The organism is Kineosporia sp. R_H_3, assembly GCF_002198675.1.
In the GTDB taxonomy this organism is placed as follows: domain Bacteria; phylum Actinomycetota; class Actinomycetes; order Actinomycetales; family Kineosporiaceae; genus R-H-3.
The window spans coordinates 1-5,044 of record NZ_MWLL01000039.1 but is presented as its reverse complement, the minus strand read 5'-3'; the positions used below and the strand labels follow the sequence as shown (position 1 = coordinate 5,044).

Sequence of the window (5,044 nt, the reverse complement as noted above, 5' to 3'; positions counted from 1 at the left end):
CCCCGGAACCCCCCGCAGCAGACCAGCCGGCCACCCCGCCGGCCGACGCCACAGGAGCGACGTCATGAGCGCCCAGCGCTGCACCCAGCCCGGCTGCACCGGCACGATCCTCGACGGCTACTGCGACGTGTGCGGGATGCCCGCCGCGGCCGGTGCCGGCGGGGCCAGCGCGGTCGGCGGATCCGTCCCGGGCGCCTCCGCGCCGGCGCCCGGCGCATCGTCCCTGCCGTCGTCCGTCCCGCTGCCGCCGACGTCGCTGCCCGCCTCGTCCGCGCCGGTCGGCCCGACGTCGTCGACGCGGTCGTCGGTGACGTCGTCCTCGAACCGGCTCGCGAGCGCACCGATCGGCTCGGTGCGGGCCAAGGGCACCCGGGCCACCCGCAAGGTCGGCACGAGCTCGACCCGGCTGCGCGGCGCGCGGCTCGGCGCCGGCCTGACGACGATCCCGCCGATCCCCGAGATCGACCCGGTCGCCGCGATCATGAAGAACCCGTCGGTGCCCGAGGACCGGCGCTACTGCCCGTCGTGCGGCAAACCCGTCGGCCGCACCCGCGAGGGCCGGCCGGGGCGCACCGAGGGGTTCTGCCCGAACTGCCGCACGCCGTTCGACTTCGCGCCCAAGCTCAAGCCCGGCGACCTCGTCGCCGGCCAGTACGAGGTCGCCGGCTGCCTCGCGCACGGCGGTCTCGGGTGGATCTACATGGCCCGGGACAAGAACGTCTCCGACCGGTGGGTCGTCCTCAAGGGCCTGCTGAACTCCGGCGACCCCGACGCGTACGCGGCGGCGGTCGCCGAGCGGCAGTTCCTCGCCGAGGTCGCGCACCCGCTCATCGTCGAGATCTACAACTTCGTGCTCCACGAGGGCGCGGGCTACATCGTCATGGAGTACGTCGGCGGCACGAGCCTGAAGTCGATCCTCAAGGACCGGATGCGCGCGGCCGGCGGGCGCTACGACCCGATCCCCGTCGACCAGGCGGTCGCCTACCTCGTCGAGATCCTGCCCGCGTTCCAGTACCTGCACGACCTCGGGCTGATCTACTGCGACTTCAAGCCGGACAACATGATCCAGGTCGGCGACGCCGTGAAGCTCATCGACATGGGCGGCGTCCGACGGATCGGGGACATGGACTCGGCGATCTACGGCACGGTCGGCTACCAGGCGCCCGAGGTGCCGGACGTCGGCCCGTCGATCGCCTCGGACATCTACACGATCGGCCGCACGCTCACCGTGCTCGTCATGGAGTTCCGCGGCTACCAGTCGACGTACGTCGCCTCGCTGCCGCCGGTCGCCGACGTCCCGGTCTTCGCCGCCCACGACAGCCTGTACCGGTTGCTGGCCAAGGCCTGCGCGCCCGACCCGGCCGACCGGTTCCAGTCCGCGGACGAGCTGCGCGTGCAGCTGCTCGGCGTCCTGCGCGAGATCGTCGCCGCGGCCGGGAACTCCTCGGTCGCGCTGCACTCGGCGCCGTCCGTGCTCTTCGAGGCGCCCGTCGTCTCCGGGGACGACCTCACGTGGGAGGAGCTGCCCGCGCTGCGCGTGGACACCGGCGACCGGATGGCGTCCTGGCTCGCGGCCCTCTCGGTCGCGGACCCCGCCGAGCGGGTCAAGGCGCTCCAGCGCGCCCCCGAGGAGACGGTCGAGATCCACCTCGCGACGGCCCGGGCGGCCGTCGAGGCGGGCAGGTACGACATCGCGGACGCCGCGATCGCCAAGGTGCTCGCGGACGACCCGTGGGAGTGGCGCGCGGTCTGGCTCCAGGGCCTCGCCGCGCTCGCGAAGAACGACGCCGTCGCGGCCCGGGCCTCCTTCAACGCCGTCTACGGCCAGGTCCCCGGCGAGCTCGCGCCCAAGCTCGCGCTCGGCCTGTCGTGCGAGACGTCGGGGGAGTCCGACGTCGCGCAGTCGCTCTACGCGACGTGCGCGCGGACCGACGCGAACTACACCGCACCCGCCGCGTTCGGGCTGTGCCGGCTGCGCCGTGCCCGGGGCGACCTCGACGGCGCGCTCGCGGCGCTCGACCTCGTGCCGTCGACGAGCCGGGCGTTCGTCGAGGCCCGCCGCCAGCGGGCCGGGCTGCTCGCGGCGTCCGGGCGCGGGCTCAACAGCCTCGCGGCCGCGATGGACAGCATCAGCGCCGTGACGATCGACCCGCTCGACCGGGCCCGGCTCACCGCGAACGTCCTCGACGTGGCGCTCGCGAAGGTGCTCTCGGACGGCGCGGACGAGAAGATCCGCATCGACGGACACGCCGCGACCGAGCCCCACCTGCGCGACGGCCTCGAGGCGGCCTACCGTCAGCTGGCGCAGATGTCCGACGACGGGGAGGAACGGGTGCGGCTCGTGGACCAGGCCAACCGGGTACGGCGGTGGACGCTCCGATGAGCGAGGCACCCCAGGCACCACCCGCCCAACCGCCGGCCCAGGCGTCTGCGCAGCCCGACGCACAGCCCGACGTGCAGCCCGACGCGCAGCCGGCGGACGGGCAGCTCGAGTCGCCCGTCGAGCTCGACACCCCGGCACCGCCGGTCGGGGCCGTCGTCGACTGCCCGGTGTGCGGGACGCCGACCGCGGCCGGCGAGGCGTTCTGCGAGAGCTGCGGCGCCGACCTCGGGCGCGGCACCCCGCTCCCGGAGGACGTCCCGGACCCGGAGGCGGCCCCGATCGAGCTCACCGCGCGCAGCGCGCCGGCCGGCCCGGCCCGGGCGCCCGGCGTCCTGGTCGTCGTGCCGGACCTCGACGGGCGCGCGGCGACGTGCGCCTCGTGCGGCGGCACCGTCGCCTCCGACGGCTACTGCGAGCAGTGCGGCACGCCCGCGCCCCGCCCGCGCGACCACTTCGTCGAGCAGCCCGCCCCGTGGATGGGCGCGGTGTGCGACCGGGGCCGACGGCACGCCCGGAACGAGGACGCCATGGCCGTCGCGGCCAGGGCCGAGCCCGGGTCGTGGGCCGCGGTCGTCGTCTGCGACGGCGTCTCGTCGGCGCCGGAGTCCGACGTCGCGAGCCTCGCGGCGTCCCGCGCGGCGCGTGACGTCCTCGCCGCGCCGGGGTCCGAGCCGCCGATCACCGCCGACGAGCTGCTCACCCGGGCCGCCGCGGCGGCCAACGACGCCGCGACCCGGGTCGCGGTCGGGGTCAAGGGCCCGAACCCGCCGTCCTGCACCTTCGTCGCGGCCCTCGTCGAGACCGGCCGGGCCGTCGTCGCGTGGATCGGTGACAGCCGGGCCTACTGGTTCCCGGACGGCGGCACCCCGCTCCAGGTGAGCACGGACGACTCCTGGGCGGCCGAGGCGATGGCCCACGGGCTCTCCCGCGAGGAGGCCGAGAAGCTGCCGCAGGCGCACGCGATCACCCGCTGGCTCGGTGCGGACTCCCCGGAGGGCCCGCCCCGCACCGTCACCGTCGACGTGAGCGCCCCGGGCTGGCTGCTCGTGTGCTCCGACGGCCTCTGGAACTACTGCTCGGCCCCCGAGGACCTCGGCGCGCTGCTCACGGCGACGCAGGCCCGGGTCGGCGCGGAACCGGTCGCGCTCGCCGAGGCTCTGACCACGTGGGCGAACGAGCAGGGCGGCCACGACAACATCACCACTGCGCTGGTGCGCTGCGGCTGACCCGGCTGCGCGGGGCTCGGCACGGACACGACGCAACTCACGAGAGAGGCACAGACGATGGCGGACTTCGCCGCGGAGATCTACCAGAACGAGTTCCTGCCGGACGGCGGCACCGACGTCCACGCGATCGTCTCGGTCACGTGCACCGGGGCCGGCGCCGCAGGCGCGGCCGAGGGTGACGAGGCCGCGGAGATCATCATCGTCGACACGTCCGGCTCGATGGCCGGCGACAAGATCGTCGCCGCCCAGCGCGCCGCGGCCGTCGCCGTGGACCAGATCCTCGACGGCACGTGGTTCGCGGTCATCGCGGGCACGGACGGCGCCGACCGCGCCTTCCCGTACCCGAACGCGGTCTCCCCGATGGTCCGGATGGAGCCCGGCGCCCGGGCCGCGGCCCGGCAGGCCGTGAGCCGGCTCGTCGCGGGCGGCGGGACGGCGATCGGCTCCTGGCTGCGGCTGGCCAGCCAGCTGTTCTCGACGGTGCCCCAGGCCACCCAGCGGCACGCGATCCTGCTCACCGACGGCAAGAACCAGAGCGAGACCGACGAGGCGCTCCAGGCCGGCATCCGGCAGGCGAAGGGCGTCTTCCAGTGCGACTGCCGCGGCGTCGGCGCCGACTGGGACGTCTCCGAGCTGCGCGGGGTCGCCACGGCCCTGCTCGGGACGGTCGACCTCATCCCGGACACCGCCTCGATGGAGCAGGCGTTCGCCGACCTCATGCAGCAGGCGATGGGCCGCGGCGTCGCCGACGCGCAGCTGCGGGTCTGGGCGCCGCAGGGTGCGCAGGTGCTCTTCGTCCGGCAGGTCTCGCCGCAGGTCGAGGACCTCACCGCGCGCCGCACCGACCTCAACCCGCTCACCGGGGCCTACCCGACCGGCGCGTGGGGCGACGAGACCCGGGACTACCACGTCGCCGTCCGGCTCGCCTCGAAGCCGCTCGGCTCCGAGCAGCTCGCCGCGCGGGTCATGGTCGCCGTCCGGGACGAGGTGAAGACCCAGGCGCTCGTCAAGGCGCTCTGGTCGGCCGACGACACCCTGACGACCCGGATCAACCCCGCGGTGGCGCACTACACCGGCCAGGCCGAGCTCGCCGAGGTGATCCAGGAGGGCCTCGCGGCGAAGGCCGCGGGCGACGAGGCGACCGCCACGACCAAGCTCGGGCGGGCCGTCCAGCTCGCCGAGGCGACCGGGAACGACGAGGCGACGAGCCGACTTCGCAAGGTCGTGGACATCGACGACCCCGCCACGGGTACGGTCAGGCTCAAGCGCGGCGTCGACAAGCTCGACGAGATGGCGCTCGACACGAGCTCGACGAAGACGACGCGGGTCAAGAAGTAGGGGCGATGGCGACGTACACCTGTCCCGAGGGGCACACCTCCTCGGCGGACGACTACTGCGACGTCTGCGGCGCGCCCATCGGGGGCGCCGCAGACGT

At 74.9% G+C, this 5,044-nt stretch carries 3 protein-coding genes; all 3 read left to right on the top strand.

Features of this window, described 5'->3' with window-relative positions; genetic code table 11:
* Window positions 1–64: 64 nt before the first annotated feature.
* From ECOMGDLI_RS02785 to ECOMGDLI_RS02775, 3 genes are read left to right on the top strand one after another with little or no spacing between them, the layout of a single operon-like run.
* On the top strand, window positions 65–2,383 hold the full coding sequence (locus ECOMGDLI_RS02785) for a serine/threonine-protein kinase (protein ID WP_088313369.1): 2,319 nt from the start codon (window positions 65–67) through the stop codon (window positions 2,381–2,383).
* Window positions 2,380–3,609: a PP2C family serine/threonine-protein phosphatase gene (locus ECOMGDLI_RS02780; RefSeq protein WP_088313367.1), complete on the top strand. Its 1,230-nt coding sequence runs from the start codon at window positions 2,380–2,382 to the stop codon at window positions 3,607–3,609. Before ECOMGDLI_RS02785 ends, ECOMGDLI_RS02780 begins: the two co-directional genes overlap by 4 nt.
* A 57-nt stretch (window positions 3,610–3,666) precedes the next feature.
* Complete coding sequence (locus ECOMGDLI_RS02775; protein WP_088313365.1) at window positions 3,667–4,947, top strand: VWA domain-containing protein; 1,281 nt, start codon at window positions 3,667–3,669, stop codon at window positions 4,945–4,947.
* Window positions 4,948–5,044 lie beyond the last annotated feature (97 nt).